We start from the raw sequence: 12891 nt of genomic DNA, 5'->3' as shown, positions 1-12891 counted from the left end.
CTATAGTGTTTATGCCGTGAGAGGAGGTTAGGAATGAATCGTATCTTCCGTAATACCATCTTTTATTTACTGATATTCTTAGTAGTAATTGGAATCGTGAGCTTTTTCAATGGTTCAACGCAAAAAACGACGTCAGTTAGCTACGACAAATTCATTGCTAGACTTGAACAAGGTGAAGTGCGTAATGTGCAACTTCAACCAAAAAATGGTGTATTTGAAGTAAAAGGACAATTCACTAACTCTAGTCAAGGTGAACAATTCGTTACTTATGCACCTAATACTGAGGAATTACAAAAGAAAATTAATGAGAAGGTGAAAGGAGTAGAAGTGAAGTATCAACCAGCAGAAGAAACAAGTGCTTGGGTGACATTCTTTACTTCAATCATTCCGTTTGTTATTCTCTTCATTTTATTCTTCTTCTTACTAAACCAAGCACAAGGCGGCGGTAGTCGTGTTATGAACTTTGGTAAAAGTAAGGCGAAGTTATATAATGACGAAAAGAAAAAAGTACGCTTCAGAGATGTAGCTGGAGCTGACGAAGAAAAGCAAGAACTTGTTGAGGTTGTTGAATTCTTGAAAGATCCTCGTAAGTTCGCTGAAGTAGGTGCTCGTATTCCGAAAGGGGTTCTATTAGTTGGACCTCCAGGTACTGGTAAAACATTGCTTGCACGTGCTGTTGCAGGTGAAGCTGGCGTGCCATTCTTCTCTATTAGTGGTTCTGATTTCGTAGAGATGTTCGTTGGTGTCGGTGCTTCTCGTGTGCGTGATTTATTTGAAAATGCAAAGAAAAATGCACCTTGTATCATTTTTATTGATGAAATTGATGCAGTAGGTCGTCAACGTGGCGCGGGTCTTGGCGGTGGTCATGATGAGCGTGAACAAACGTTAAACCAACTTCTTGTAGAAATGGATGGATTCGGTGCGAATGAAGGTATTATTATCATCGCCGCGACAAACCGTCCAGATATTCTTGACCCAGCGTTATTACGTCCAGGACGTTTTGACCGTCAAATTACAGTGGATCGTCCAGATGTGAATGGACGTGAAGCAGTATTGAAAGTACATGCTCGTAATAAACCGCTTGATGAAGATATCGATTTAAGAGCGATTGCAACTCGTACGCCAGGATTCTCTGGTGCAGATCTTGAGAACTTATTAAACGAAGCGGCATTAGTGGCTGCGCGTCAAAATAAGAAGAAAATTGACATGTCTGATATTGATGAAGCAACGGATCGAGTTATTGCAGGTCCAGCTAAGAAAAGTCGTGTTATTTCTGAAAAAGAACGAAATATTGTTGCCTTCCACGAAGCAGGACACACTGTCATTGGTGTTGTGCTGGATGAGGCAGATATCGTTCATAAAGTAACAATTGTTCCTCGCGGTCAAGCTGGTGGATACGCAGTAATGCTTCCAAAAGAAGATCGTTATTTCATGACAAAACCAGAATTGCTTGATAAGATTACCGGTTTACTTGGTGGTCGAGTGGCTGAGGAAATTGTATTTGGTGAAGTAAGTACAGGAGCTCATAACGATTTCCAACGTGCGACTGGTATTGCTAGACGTATGGTAACAGAATTTGGTATGAGTGATAAGTTAGGTCCAATGCAATTTGGTAGTTCGCAGGGTGGTCAAGTGTTCTTAGGAAGAGACTTCCATTCTGAGCAAAACTATAGTGATGCAATTGCACATCAAATTGATATGGAAATGCAAAACATTATGAAAGAATGTTATGCTCGTGCAAAACAAATCCTAACTGAAAAACGAGATAAGCTTGATATTATCGCTAAAACGTTACTTGAAGTAGAAACGTTAGATGCGGAGCAAATCAATCATTTATATGAACATGGTACTTTACCTGAGCGTAAAAAATCATCTGAAAGTGATGTAAAGGTAAACATTACGATGAAAAAAGATGATGAAAATGCAGAGGATGAAGGTGAAACGAAGGAGTGACGATCGTCACTCCTTTTTATTTTGGATATGTGACCATACAGGTACATATATTTTAGAGTTGCGCATATTAAAAATTGAAATGATGAACAATCTTTTTGTAAAATGGGGAAGATGGAGAAGCCGACTATATGGGTATGTGTGATATGATGGCATTATAAGTTTTGTACATACTACACAAATATAGATTAAATAAGATAAGTGGTGAGAATATGATTTTTGTATTGGATGTAGGGAATACAAATGCGGTACTTGGCGTGTTTGAGGAAGGGAAGCTTTGTCAGCATTGGCGTATGGAAACAGACCGTCATAAAACAGAAGATGAATATGGCATGCTGATAAAGCAACTTCTTGAGCATGAAGGTCTTTCCTTTGGAGATATAAAAGGGATTATTGTTTCTTCTGTTGTACCACCAATTATGTTTGCTTTAGAGCGTATGTGTGAGAAGTATTTTAAAATTAAACCGCTTGTAGTAGGCCCAGGAATCAAAACAGGCTTAAATATAAAATATGAGAACCCGCGTGAAGTTGGGGCGGATCGCATTGTAAATGCTGTAGCTGGTATTCAATTATACGGAAGCCCACTTATTATTGTTGATTTTGGTACAGCTACTACATATTGCTATATTAACGAAGAGAAACATTATATGGGTGGTGTGATTACACCTGGAATTATGATTTCTGCAGAAGCTTTATATAGCCGAGCTGCCAAGCTTCCTCGTATTGAAATAACAAAACCAAGTAGCATTGTTGGTAAAAATACTGTAAGTGCAATGCAAGCGGGAATTCTTTATGGGTATGTTGGACAAGTAGAAGGTATTGTGAAGCGTATGAAAGAAGAAGCTAAGCAAGAACCTACTGTAATTGCGACAGGAGGATTAGCAAAATTGATTGCTGAAGAATCTAATGTAATTGATATTGTCGATCCATTTTTAACATTAAAAGGTTTATACATGTTATATGAGCGTAATGCAATTTTACAACATGAGAAAGGTGAATAAATTATGAAAGATTATTTAGTAAAAGCGTTAGCGTTTGATGGGGAAGTCCGTGCATATAGTGTGCGTACAACAAATATGGTCAGTGAAGCGCAAAGACGACATGATACATGGAGAACAGCTTCTGCTGCACTTGGGCGTTCTTTGACAGCTGGTGCAATGATGGGGGCCATGTTAAAAGGGGAGCAAAAATTAACAATTAAAGTAGAGGGGAATGGCCCAATTGGTCCGATTGTCATCGATGCGCATGCGAATGGTGATGTGCGCGGATATGTAACAAATCCACATGTTGATTTTGAATCAACAGAACAAGGGAAATTGAGAGTATATCAAGCGGTAGGTACAGAAGGGAATGTAACAGTAATTAAAGATATCGGTATGCGTGAACCGTTTATTGGACAGTCTCCGATTGTATCAGGTGAACTAGGAGAAGATTTTACGTATTATTTTGCTGTCTCTGAACAAACTCCTTCTTCAGTAGGGGTTGGTGTTCTTGTGAATGGTGATGATAGTATATTAGCAGCGGGCGGTTTCATTTTGCAAATTATGCCGGGAGCGCAAGAAGAGACAATTTCATTTATTGAAGAGCGTCTACAAAAAATCCCTCCTGTTTCAACAATGATTGAAAAAGGACTTTCTCCTGAAGGGATTTTAAATGAGATATTAGGAGAAGAAAACGTAAAAGTGTTAGAAACGATGGACGTACAATTTAATTGTACATGTTCACGAGAGCGTATTGAAAGTGTGCTGATTAGTTTAGGTAAGGCAGAATTAGAACAAATACGTGGGGAAGAAGAGGAAACTGAAGTACATTGTCATTTTTGCAATGAGCGATATAAATTTTCTAAAGATGATATTAAACAGTTAATTGAAACACTATAATATGAGTAATATATAGAGATAACATGTTGTTTAAATAGATTGACAAATGAAGAATTTTCTGACAAGATATTAATGTGGAGAAAACCAATAAAAATACTCGGTGTTAGGAGTGACAGGAATGCGAGTGGCACAATCAGTTTCAGAATTAATCGGGAAAACGCCGATCGTTAAGTTGAACCGCATCGTAGAGCAAGACAGTGCAGATATATATTTAAAATTAGAATTTATGAATCCTGGAAGTAGCGTGAAAGATCGTATTGCATTATCTATGATCGAAGCTGCTGAGAAAAAAGGTTTATTAAAAGAGGGCGATACAATCATTGAGCCAACAAGTGGTAACACAGGGATTGGCTTAGCGATGGTGGCAGCTGCAAAAGGATATAAAGCAATTTTAGTAATGCCGGAGACAATGAGTATGGAACGCCGTAATTTACTTCGAGCTTACGGGGCAGAATTGGTACTAACTCCAGGTTCAGAAGGAATGGGTGGCGCAATTCGTAAGGCGACGGAATTAGCAAAAGAGAACGGTTATTTCATGCCACAACAATTCCAAAATCCAGCAAACCCAGAAATTCATCGTTTAACAACAGGTCCAGAAATTGTTGAGCAGATGGGTGACCAATTAGATGCATTTATCGCAGGAATTGGTACTGGCGGCACAATTACTGGTGCTGGGGAAGTATTAAAAGAAACGTATAAAGACATTAAAATTTATGCAGTCGAGCCAGCAGACTCTCCTGTACTATCGGGTGGAAAACCAGGTCCACATAAAATCCAAGGAATTGGAGCTGGATTTGTTCCGGAAACATTGGACGTAGAAATATATGATGAAATCATTCAAGTGAAGACAGAACAAGCATTTGAATATGCAAGAAAAGTAGCTCGTGAAGAAGGGATTTTAGTCGGTATTTCTTCAGGTGCTGTTATTTATGCTGCAACAGAAGTTGCGAAAAAACTTGGTAAAGGGAAAAAGGTTCTTGTGGTCATTCCAAGTAACGGTGAACGCTATTTAAGTACCCCTCTTTACCAATTTGAATCATAATTTGTGTTGCTAGAAAAAAGCATTCCTGAAAAGGGATGCTTTTTTCTTTTGGAAATAGGAAAAGAGTGAATGACTAGAAAACTTCATGTAAAATAAGTAGTAAAGTTATTTTATTTTCATTAGCTCTCATGGATGAGTGTTTCATATCAGTTATTGGTGATTTGAGATAATCAGACTAGGGGAGTGGGATAAAAGAAGATGGGGTGTTGATATGCAGCAAAGGAAATCTTTGGCGCTCTCTATTCCATATCATTTTGATTTCTTTAAGCAATATAAGTTTCTCTCTCAGTACAAGACGCAACATATTTTGTTAGAAAGTGGGCGCGGAGGTCGCTATAGTATTGTAGGACTCGATCCTGTAGCGGTCATTCGTGGGAAGAATGAAACGTTGCATATAAGTGAAAATGGTAAGGAAACAATAGAATATGGGAATCCATTAAATTTAATGCAAAAATATATGGAGCAATGGAAAACAGATCACAATCCAGATTATCCGCCATTTCAAGGGGGGGCAATCGGATATTTTAGTTATGATTGTATTCGTTACATTGAGAAATTGCCTTCAATTGCAAAGGATGATGTGGATATACCTGACATATTCTTTCTATTATTTGATGATGTGTTTGTATACGATCATCATGAAAAGGTATTATGGATTATTACGCATTATGTAGAGGAACGTGAAAATGCAGAACAACGCTTGAGAGATTGGGAAGAACTTTGGATGAAGGAAGCCCCTCAAGTGAAAATTCCATTTGAAAGCCAGGCAAACGAAAAAGAAGTTGTAGCTTTCACAGAAGAAGGATTTATACATGCGGTTGAGCGTATTCAAGAGTATATTGGAGCAGGAGATGTGTTTCAAGTGAACCTTTCTACAAGACAAGAAAAAACACTGCAAACACACCCTTTTGAAATTTATACAAGCTTAAGGGAAATCAATCCATCCCCATACATGGGGTACTTAGAACTTGGGGATTTTCAAATTGTGAGCGGCTCACCGGAATTATTAATTAAAAAACAAGGAAATAAGGTGAGTACAAGACCGATTGCAGGAACACGTTCTCGCGGGGATAATGAACAAGAAGATGAAAGATTAGCGAAGGAGCTCATTGAAAATGAAAAAGAACGTGCAGAACATGTAATGCTTGTTGACTTAGAGCGGAATGATTTAGGAAGAGTTTGTGAGTATGGGACAGTTGAAGTGGATGAATTTATGGTAATTGAAAAATACTCGCATGTTATGCATATTGTTTCGAATGTTCGCGGTTTAGTGAGTGAAGATAAGGATGCTTTTGATTTAGTAAGAGCTGTATTTCCTGGTGGTACCATTACGGGAGCGCCTAAAATACGTACAATGGAAATTATAGAAGAGTTAGAACCTGTAAGACGCGGTATTTATACAGGATCAATAGGTTGGATAGGGTACTCTGGAGATATGGAATTAAATATTGTGATTCGAACGTTGCTTGCAAAAGATGGTCAAGCATATGTACAAGCTGGAGCGGGAATTGTCATTGATTCAAGTCCGAAGAATGAGTATAAAGAATCGTTGAAAAAAGCAATCGCTTTATGGCGTGCGAAAGAACGTAGTGAAGAAACGGTTAGGTGAGAGAAATGATATTAATGATCGATAATTATGATTCTTTTACATTTAATTTAGTGCAGTTTCTTGGAGAGCTTGGACAAAAACTTGTCGTAAAGCGTAATGATGAAATTACCATTGCGGATATTGAGAATATGAAACCTGATTTTTTAATGATTTCACCTGGTCCTTGTAGTCCGAATGAAGCTGGTATTAGTATGGCAGTTATTAAACATTTTGCTGGGAAAATTCCTATTTTCGGTGTGTGTTTAGGACATCAATCAATTGCACAAGTATTTGGAGGAGAAGTCGTTCGTGCGGAACGTTTCATGCATGGGAAAACTTCACAAATGTATCATGATGAAAAAACAATCTTTTCTGATATTCCCAATCCATTTACAGCAACTCGTTATCATTCTTTAATTGTAAAGAAAGAGACATTGCCTGAATGTTTAGAAGTAACTTCTTGGACAGAAGAAGGAGAGATTATGGCGCTTCGTCACAAGACATTGCCGATTGAAGGCGTGCAGTTTCATCCGGAATCGATAATGACTTCTCATGGAAAAGAGCTATTGGAAAACTTTATTCAGAAATATAGCTCGAGTGCAGTGTCATGTTAATTTATGTGAATGGTACATATGTAGAAGATACGGAAGCGAAAATCTCTCCGTATGATCACGGGTACCTGTATGGACTTGGTGTTTTTGAGACATTTCGCATTTATAATGGGCATCCGTTTCTATTAGATGATCATTATGAACGTTTAATGGATGCTCTTGCTGCTCTGCAAATCGAATGGGATATGAAGAAAGGAGATATGCTTACTATCCTTAAAGAGTTGCTTTTAAGGAACGAATTAAAGCATGCTTATATTCGTTTTAATGTATCAGCTGGTATAGATGAAATAGGATTACAAACAGGCGTATACAAAAATCCATCTGTCATTGTATTTATCAAACCTTTAACCCCTCCAGATATAGTAGTAGAAAAGGAAGGGGTTATTTTAAAACAGGTGCGAAATACACCAGAGGGAAATTTCCGTTTGAAATCGCATCATTATTTAAATAATATTTTAGGAAAACGTGAAATTGGCAATGCAACGAATAGAGAAGGAATCTTCTTTACGAAGGAAGGTTACGTAGCAGAAGGAATTGTTTCAAATATTTTCTTTGTAAAAGAAGGAGCTTTATATACGCCTTCTCTTCATACAGGAATTCTAAATGGAATTACTCGTGCATTTATTATAAAAGTTGCCCAAATGTTAAATATAAAAGTAAAAGAAGGCTTATTTACAAAAGAAGAATTACTTACAGCGGAAGAAGTGTTTGTAACAAATTCGATTCAAGAAATTGTGCCGCTTCTCCATATAGAAGGAAGAGATTTCCCCGGGAAAGAGGGAGAGATTACAAAAAAATTAATTGGTGTATATGAGATGCATAGAGAGAATCTTTGGAGCCGAAATGAATTGTAGAGGGGAGATATAGAACTTGAAATGGAACTATGATTTGCGCTGTGGTGAATATACATTAAATTTAAATGAAAAAACATTAGTCATGGGGATTTTGAATGTAACACCAGATTCATTCTCTGATGGCGGAAGTTATAATGAATTAGAAACAGCTGTTCGCCATGCGAAGGAAATGGTGAGTTCTGGTGCGGATTTAATTGATATAGGTGGAGAATCAACGCGCCCAGGCTTTGCAAAAGTTTCAGTAGAAGAGGAATTAGCACGTGTATTACCCGTTATACAAGCTGTTTCGAAGAAAGTGAATGTGCCTATTTCTATTGATACTTATAAAGCAGAGGTAGCAAAGCAGGCTATTGAAGCTGGAGCTCACATTATTAATGATATTTGGGGAGCGAAAGCGGAGCCGAAAATCGCAGAAGTAGCAGCTCATTATGATGTACCGATTATTTTAATGCACAATCGCGATCATACAAATTATCGTAATGTAATGTCCGATATGATTGCAGATTTATATGAGAGTGTTAAGATTGCGAAAAATGCAGGCGTACGTGATGAAAACATTATTTTAGATCCAGGTATTGGTTTTGCTAAAACACCTGAACAAAATTTAGAAGTTATGCGTAATTTAGAGCAATTGAATGTATTAGGGTATCCGGTTCTTCTTGCAACTTCAAGGAAGTCTTTTATCGGACATGTTTTAGATTTACCGGTAGAAGAGCGTATTGAAGGAACGGGAGCATCAGTTTGCCTTGGGATTGCTAAAGGTTGTGAAATGATTCGTGTTCATGATGTGAAAGAAATGGCCCGTATGGCAAAGATGATGGATGCAATGATTGGCAAGGGGGGAAAGTGATTGGATAAAATTTATATTCATGATATGGAATTTTACGGCTATCACGGGGTGTTTCCGGAAGAGAATAAATTAGGACAAAGATTTAAGGTAGATTTAACGGTAGAACTAGATTTAAAAAAAGCTGGTGAAAGTGACAACTTAGAGCATTCTGTCAATTATGGAAAGCTGTTTGAATTGTGTAGACAGATTGTAGAAGAACGAACATATAAACTTGTGGAAAGTATAGCGGAAAATATAGCTGCAAATATATTGGAACAGTATGGAAGTGTGATGCGTTGCACAGTAAAAGTTATCAAACCTGATCCTCCCATACCAGGACATTATCGTTCTGTAGCGGTAGAAATAACGAGAGAACGAACATGAAAAATACAGTTTATATTGCTTTAGGATCGAATATTGGTGATCGCTATACGTACTTAACGCAAGCAGTTGATTTATTGGATAAGAATTCTAATGTTCAAGTGGAAGATGTTTCGTCAGTCTATGAAACAGACCCAGTGGGATATACAGATCAAAATCGCTTTTTAAATATAGTCATAAAAATTTCTACCAATTTATTGCCGCAAGAACTATTAACAGTAACACAAAAGATTGAGAATGAATTAGGAAGAAAAAGGGAGATAAGATGGGGTCCAAGGACCATCGACCTTGACATTCTACTTTATAATCAAGACAATATTGAAACAGAGAATCTTATTGTTCCGCATCCGCGGATGTTTGAAAGAGCTTTTGTTATCGTTCCGTTGTTAGAAATTAATCAAGATATAGAACAAAATATTTCACGTTCACAAGTAGAAGAAATGAAAAGGCGAGAGGGAGTAACGGTATGGAAGCAGAAAAATGGGGAAGACGCATTCGTGCTTTTCGGAAGTTGAAAGGTTATACGCAAGAAAGCTTTGCGAAGGAATTAGGGGTATCTGTATCAGTTTTAGGAGAAGTTGAGAGAGGGAATAGATCACCTTCTCAAGATTTTGTTGTAGAAGTTGCAAAGACATTGAACATTTCAATAGATGAGTTAATGCCAAAGTAAGGATAATGAAAGGGGCTAGTCGAGTGTTAAAGATTGCAAACATTGAGATGAAGAACCCAGTGGTACTAGCACCGATGGCGGGAGTATGCAATTCTGCATTCCGTTTAACAGTTAAGGAATTTGGTGCGGGATTGGTATGTGCTGAAATGGTAAGTGACAAGGCCATTTTATTTAATAATAAAAGAACATTAGATATGTTATATATTGATGAGAGAGAAAAGCCGCTAAGTCTACAAATTTTTGGCGGCGAGAAAGAGACGCTTGTTGAGGCTGCAAAATATGTAGATCAAAATACAACGGCGGATATTATTGATATTAATATGGGGTGTCCAGTTCCGAAAATTACAAAATGTGATGCGGGAGCAAAGTGGCTTTTAGACCCAAATAAAATATATGAAATGGTAGCAGCAGTTGTTGATGCGGTGGAAAAACCAGTTACGGTTAAAATGCGTATTGGCTGGGATGAAGATCATATCTTCGCAATTGAAAATGCTAGAGCGGTTGAACGTGCGGGAGGTCAAGCTGTAGCAGTTCATGGACGCACGCGTGTTCAAATGTACGAGGGTAAAGCAGATTGGGATATTATTAAACAAGTGAAACAAGCGGTGAATATTCCTGTTATCGGTAATGGTGATGTGGAAACTCCGCAAGATGCTAAGCGTATGCTAGATGAAATTGGTGTAGATGGGGTTATGATTGGGCGTGCAGCGCTTGGAAATCCGTGGATGATTTATCGTACTGTGAAGTATTTAGAAACTGGAGAATTAATGCCAGAACCAACAGCGCGTGAGAAAGTTGATGTATGTATGCTACATTTAGATCGTCTCATCGATTTAAAGAATGAGCATATTGCAGTACGCGAAATGAGGAAGCATGCAGCTTGGTATTTAAAAGGTGTTCGCGGAAATGCGAGAGTGCGCAATGGGATCAATGCTTGTAATACTCGTGAAGATCTTGCTTCACTATTAGGTGCATTTGTAGAAGAGGTAGAAGCGAAACAAGAAAATATTCATATCAGTTGAGAAGCGAGAGGGAATGATTGACATTCTGTCTTTTGCTTCCTATAATTACGTGAAAGAAAGAAGAACTGTCAGTTACTTACTGGCAGTTTTTCTAGTTGGATAGAAAATGATATACTGTATATATTGTAAAATTAAATAGAGCTGGAGTGATATCAATACCATGGATAACATGAACCATGAAGAATTAAACGACCAATTACTTGTTCGTCGTGAGAAACTACATAACTTACGTGAACAAGGTATCGATCCATTTGGTAAACGTTTTGAACGTACACATTCATCAAAAGAGTTACTGAACTTGTATGGAGAGTTCTCTAAAGAAGAATTAGAGGAAAAAGCAATTTCTGTTTCTATTGCTGGGCGCATTATGACAAAGCGCGGTAAAGGGAAAGCTGGTTTTGCGCATATTCAAGATTTACATGGACAAGTTCAAATTTACGTTCGTAAGGATGCTGTTGGAGATGAAGAATATGAATTGTTTAAAACGGCTGATTTAGGTGACTTAGTCGGAATTGAAGGGAAAGTTTTCAAAACAAATGTTGGAGAACTTTCTGTAAAAGCAACATCATTTACTTTATTAACGAAATCTCTTCGTCCACTTCCGGATAAATACCATGGATTGAAAGATATTGAGCAACGTTATCGTCAACGTTACTTAGATCTAATCACAAGTATGGAGAGTCGCGAAACATTTGTTACTCGCAGTAAAATCATCCGTGAAATGAGAAGATATCTGGATGATAATGGCTATCTTGAGGTAGAAACACCAATGATGCATACAATTGCAGGTGGTGCATCTGCTCGTCCGTTCATTACGCATCATAATGCATTAGATATGGAATTATATATGCGTATTGCAATTGAGTTGCATTTAAAACGTCTTATTGTAGGCGGCCTAGAAAAAGTATATGAAATTGGCCGTGTTTTCCGTAATGAAGGTGTATCAACACGTCATAATCCAGAATTTACAATGATTGAATTATATGAAGCGTATGCTGACTATAAAGATATTATGAAACTAACAGAAAATATGATTGCTCATATTGCGAAGCGAGTGTTGGGTACAACAACAATCCAATATGGTGAACATGAAATTAATTTAGAACCAGAATGGACGCGTCTTCATATGGTAGATGCAATTAAACAATATTGTGGAGTGGACTTCTGGAAACCAATGAGCGTGGAAGAAGCGCGTGCATTAGCGAAAGAACATGATGTAGAAATTAAAGATACAATGGAAGTTGGTCACATCATTAACGAATTCTTTGAACAAAAAGTAGAAGAAAAGTTAATTCAACCTACATTTATCTACGGGCATCCAGTAGAAATTTCGCCTCTTGCGAAAAAGAACGATGAGGATTCACGATTTACAGATCGTTTTGAACTATTCATTGTTGCACGCGAACATGCAAATGCATTTACTGAATTAAATGATCCAATCGATCAGAAAGAACGTTTTGAAGCTCAATTAAAAGAGCGTGAACAAGGAAATGATGAGGCGCATATGATGGACGATGATTATATCGAAGCTCTTGAATATGGTATGCCTCCTACTGGTGGATTAGGTATTGGTATTGATCGCCTTGTTATGCTATTAACAAATTCACCATCTATCCGTGATGTATTGTTATTCCCTACAATGCGTCATAAACAAGACTAAGCTTTGGAGATTTCTCCAAAGCTTTTTTTAATCCTACTATTTATAGAGAGTAAGATCTCTTATCTTAAGATTTAAAAAGAAATGAGAAAGGTATTTTTATATAGTGGATTGGTATTGATTTTATACTTTTTTATTAGGTTAAAAATTTTATTAAAAAAACTATTGCATTTTAATAAGCGAACTGATATATTTATATTCGTTGTCACGAGAGACAACGCGAGAAACAAAAAAGAAAACAATTTTTAAATAAAAAAAGTTGTTGACGAAAATGTAACGGAATGTTATATTGGTAAAGTCGCTTCTGCGACAAACAAGTTCTTTGAAAACTGAACGAAACAAACAACGTGAAACGTCAATTTTTATTTATGATGCTAGACAAACTTTATTGGAGAGTTTGATCCTGG

Annotated in this window: 13 protein-coding genes; all 13 read left to right on the top strand. The window is 37.3% G+C overall.

Annotation, left to right across the window (positions count from 1 at the left end):
* Positions 1 to 33 precede the first annotated feature (33 nt).
* The 13 genes from ftsH to lysS all read left to right on the top strand — a co-directional run bounded on the left by ftsH (position 34) and on the right by lysS (position 12487).
* Positions 34 to 1953 (top strand): ATP-dependent zinc metalloprotease FtsH, encoded by a 1920-nt coding sequence (ftsH, locus tag MR056_RS19455; RefSeq protein ID WP_011983204.1) that lies wholly within the window; start codon positions 34 to 36, stop codon positions 1951 to 1953.
* A 209-nt stretch (positions 1954 to 2162) separates the two neighbouring features.
* A complete protein-coding gene (locus tag MR056_RS19450; protein ID WP_011983205.1) occupies positions 2163 to 2951 on the top strand; it encodes a type III pantothenate kinase in 789 nt (262 codons plus the stop codon).
* Positions 2952 to 2954: 3 nt separating this feature from the next.
* Positions 2955 to 3830 carry an Hsp33 family molecular chaperone HslO gene (gene hslO / locus MR056_RS19445; RefSeq protein ID WP_048721177.1) on the top strand — a complete coding sequence of 292 codons (876 nt, stop codon included), beginning with the start codon at positions 2955 to 2957 and terminating at the stop codon, positions 3828 to 3830.
* A 118-nt stretch (positions 3831 to 3948) separates the two neighbouring features.
* On the top strand, positions 3949 to 4872 hold the full coding sequence (gene cysK / locus MR056_RS19440) for a cysteine synthase A (protein ID WP_087097519.1): 924 nt from the start codon (positions 3949 to 3951) through the stop codon (positions 4870 to 4872).
* Positions 4873 to 5083: 211 nt separating this feature from the next.
* Positions 5084 to 6481 carry an anthranilate synthase component I gene (gene trpE, locus MR056_RS19435; protein WP_011983208.1) on the top strand — a complete coding sequence of 466 codons (1398 nt, stop codon included), beginning with the start codon at positions 5084 to 5086 and terminating at the stop codon, positions 6479 to 6481.
* Between the two features lie 5 nt (positions 6482 to 6486).
* A complete protein-coding gene (gene pabA / locus MR056_RS19430; RefSeq protein ID WP_011983209.1) occupies positions 6487 to 7074 on the top strand; it encodes an aminodeoxychorismate/anthranilate synthase component II in 588 nt (195 codons plus the stop codon).
* The gene (gene pabC, locus MR056_RS19425) at positions 7068 to 7925 is read left to right on the top strand and encodes an aminodeoxychorismate lyase (RefSeq protein ID WP_011983210.1); all 858 of its coding nucleotides are present in this window, start codon (positions 7068 to 7070) and stop codon (positions 7923 to 7925) included. The genes pabA and pabC overlap by 7 nt, the downstream gene beginning before the upstream one ends.
* 16 nt (positions 7926 to 7941) lie before the next feature.
* A complete protein-coding gene (folP, locus tag MR056_RS19420) occupies positions 7942 to 8775 on the top strand; it encodes a dihydropteroate synthase (RefSeq protein ID WP_011983211.1) in 834 nt (277 codons plus the stop codon).
* Positions 8776 to 9138 (top strand): dihydroneopterin aldolase, encoded by a 363-nt coding sequence (gene folB / locus MR056_RS19415; RefSeq protein WP_011983212.1) that lies wholly within the window; start codon positions 8776 to 8778, stop codon positions 9136 to 9138.
* Entirely contained in the window at positions 9135 to 9650 is a 516-nt protein-coding gene (gene folK, locus MR056_RS19410; protein WP_011983213.1) for a 2-amino-4-hydroxy-6-hydroxymethyldihydropteridine diphosphokinase, read from the top strand. The genes folB and folK overlap by 4 nt, the downstream gene beginning before the upstream one ends.
* Positions 9602 to 9805, top strand: coding sequence for a helix-turn-helix domain-containing protein (locus MR056_RS19405; protein ID WP_041809355.1), 204 nt, complete (start codon positions 9602 to 9604; stop codon positions 9803 to 9805). The genes folK and MR056_RS19405 overlap by 49 nt, the downstream gene beginning before the upstream one ends.
* A 23-nt stretch (positions 9806 to 9828) precedes the next feature.
* Positions 9829 to 10827 carry a tRNA dihydrouridine synthase DusB gene (gene dusB / locus MR056_RS19400; protein WP_011983215.1) on the top strand — a complete coding sequence of 333 codons (999 nt, stop codon included), beginning with the start codon at positions 9829 to 9831 and terminating at the stop codon, positions 10825 to 10827.
* A gap of 160 nt (positions 10828 to 10987) precedes the next feature.
* Positions 10988 to 12487, top strand: a complete 1500-nt coding sequence (lysS, locus tag MR056_RS19395; protein ID WP_011983216.1) for a lysine--tRNA ligase — start codon at positions 10988 to 10990, stop codon at positions 12485 to 12487.
* Positions 12488 to 12891: the final 404 nt, after the last annotated feature.

Source organism: Bacillus cereus group sp. BfR-BA-01360 (assembly GCF_022663595.1).
In the GTDB taxonomy this organism is placed as follows: Bacteria; Bacillota; Bacilli; order Bacillales; family Bacillaceae_G; genus Bacillus_A; species Bacillus_A cytotoxicus.
This window is presented reverse-complemented; position numbering and strand designations above follow the sequence as displayed.

Bases quoted from the DNA above. Each gene is read 5' to 3' on its own strand.
- lysS (WP_011983216.1), top strand. From the start codon at position 10,988: ATGGATAACATGAACCATGAAGAATTAAACGACCAATTACTTGTTCGT.
- MR056_RS19450 (WP_011983205.1), top strand. From the start codon at position 2,163: ATGATTTTTGTATTGGATGTAGGGAATACAAATGCGGTACTTGGCGTG.
- hslO (WP_048721177.1), top strand. From the start codon at position 2,955: ATGAAAGATTATTTAGTAAAAGCGTTAGCGTTTGATGGGGAAGTCCGT.
- trpE (WP_011983208.1), top strand. From the start codon at position 5,084: ATGCAGCAAAGGAAATCTTTGGCGCTCTCTATTCCATATCATTTTGAT.
- folK (WP_011983213.1), top strand. From the start codon at position 9,135: ATGAAAAATACAGTTTATATTGCTTTAGGATCGAATATTGGTGATCGC.
- cysK (WP_087097519.1), top strand. From the start codon at position 3,949: ATGCGAGTGGCACAATCAGTTTCAGAATTAATCGGGAAAACGCCGATC.
- MR056_RS19405 (WP_041809355.1), top strand. From the start codon at position 9,602: ATGGAAGCAGAAAAATGGGGAAGACGCATTCGTGCTTTTCGGAAGTTG.
- ftsH (WP_011983204.1), top strand. From the start codon at position 34: ATGAATCGTATCTTCCGTAATACCATCTTTTATTTACTGATATTCTTA.
- pabC (WP_011983210.1), top strand. From the start codon at position 7,068: ATGTTAATTTATGTGAATGGTACATATGTAGAAGATACGGAAGCGAAA.
- pabA (WP_011983209.1), top strand. From the start codon at position 6,487: ATGATATTAATGATCGATAATTATGATTCTTTTACATTTAATTTAGTG.